The organism is Caulobacter sp. BE264 (assembly GCF_031457805.1).
Taxonomy (GTDB): Bacteria; Pseudomonadota; Alphaproteobacteria; order Caulobacterales; family Caulobacteraceae; genus Caulobacter.
Map to the genome: position 1 here is coordinate 1 of NZ_JAVDXI010000019.1, position 1,990 is coordinate 1,990.

Below are 1,990 nucleotides of genomic sequence, written 5' to 3' on the forward strand. Positions count from 1 at the left end.
CATCCCGCGGGTCAGACTTTGAGCTTTCTCAGACACCCGCCTGCGGGGGCAAACCCATCGCCGCGCCTGGCGGGCGTCCAAGAAACCTAAACATTTGCTGTCGTTGCCGCACCCCCGGAAAGACGACCTATGCAGGGCTCGGCTCTGGGTCTGGGTTAGCCTGCAGCGGGAGCGCGATCTGCGCGCTCAACCCTACCTGTGCCCATTGTAATTCCACCTGGCCGCCGAACGGCTGAAGGCTGCGCTTGAGCAAGGTCCCGCCAAACCCTGAACGTCTGGGCGCAACGACGGGCGGCCCCCCGCGCTCGATCCATGACAGCTCAAGCTGCCCATGGCTGCTACGCCAGTGCACGGTCAAGACGCCTTCATCGACGGACAATGCGCCATACTTGGCGGCGTTGGTCGCCAGCTCATGGAGACAGAGCGCAAGCGCTTGAGCGTGTCTGGCCGGCAAGGAGATCGGCGGCCCCTCGAGCTTGATGTGACCGTTGTCACCCACGCCGTACGGGCCAAGTTCTTCCGCCAGGAGCTGGCGCAGGTCGCCGCCCGACCAGCGACTCTCAGCAAGCAGCTGATGGGCGCGCGAGAGAGACTCGATCCGTCCCAGCAGGGCTTGTCGGTAGGTTTCGAGATCACCGGCCTTGGCTAGCGACACCATGCTCTGCACGACAAACAACAGGTTCTTGGCGCGATGATCGACCTCGAGCATCAGAAGCCGCAGACGCTCTTCGTTCTCCCGCTGCTCGGTGACGTCCAACTGTACGCCGACCAACTTCCGGGGCCGGCCAAGGTTATCGCGAACGATCTCCGATCGGACCTGCAGCCAGCGCACCTCGGCGTCAGCCGTTAGGTGCCTGAATTCGAAATCCAGGAAGGTGTCGTCGCCGTCGAGGGCGCGCTGTCGCGTCTGATCCAGAAGAGCGGCATCGTCCGGGTGGTGGCGAGCGCGTCCCTGCTCGACGTGAGCGCCAGCGTCGTCAATGTCCACAAGCCGGCGCAGGTCGTCATTTACAGGAGGGAGGGCGTCGTCGAGTGACCATTCGAACGGCGCCATTCGGCCCGCTTCCAGCGCCAAGCGCAGCCGCGCCTCGGAGGCCGCCATTCGCTGGACCGCGAGCTTTTGCTCGGTGATGTCCTCAGCGACGCCGATCATGCGCACCGGGGCGCCGCTTTCATCGTAGAAGAATCGACCGCGCGCCGCGCGCCAGTGGATTGAACCGTCTGGCCATAGGGCGCGGAACTCATGATGGAAGGTCGACCGGCCATCGCGAGCCGCTTGGATCAACGCCACCGTCTCGTCGCGATCGTCCGGATGCAACCGGTCGAGCCAGGCTTGGTAGCTAGGTAAAACTTCTCCGACCGCGTAGCCCTGCTGCAAGAAGTGGCGGTCGTTCCACACGACCTTGCCAGAGGCGATGTGCCAGTCCCAGCTGGCAAGGCCGCCAATCTCAACGGCCAAACGAAGACGTTCCTCGCTTCCACGCAGGGCGCCGTCGACGTGATTACGGTCCGCCGTGTCTTCGGAAGGGCTCGGGAGCCCAATGTTGGCTTCGCGTAGCCCGGTGTTTTCAACCTTTGCCGCCGCTAGCCCAGCTTTCGGATTATCCAGCGACTCTTCAGCCATGCTCCGTCCAACTCCATGCCTCACAATGCATCGGCAGTTCAAAGGTGAAGTTACAATCAAAGGCCTGCATCGCGCCGCCTCAATAGCCGAAGGGGTGGAGCCGGTTGTGCTCAGCTGCGGCTTAGGAAGTAGAGACAGAGATCGCATCAACACCCGAACCATAACAATGCTGGAGGTTCGCACCGTCACATGACCGACATAGGCCGCTCGGTTCAGATCCGACCGATCCCTGCCTTTTTCGCAATCCTACCGGCCCTGCACGATCGGTAATGCAGCGCCATTGTACTAACCCGCTCGCGCGGGAGGGGTATTTGTTCGGCGCTGAGGGACATCGGGATCCTCCTGTCTGAAGAGGAACGTGGGTCG

1 protein-coding gene is annotated in these 1,990 nt (G+C 62.7%); it reads right to left on the reverse strand.

Annotation, left to right across the window (positions count from 1 at the left end):
* Positions 1-127: 127 nt before the first annotated feature.
* The gene (locus J2X45_RS20255) at positions 128-1,624 is read right to left on the reverse strand and encodes a PAS domain-containing protein (RefSeq protein WP_310218527.1); all 1,497 of its coding nucleotides are present in this window, start codon (positions 1,622-1,624) and stop codon (positions 128-130) included.
* Positions 1,625-1,990 lie beyond the last annotated feature (366 nt).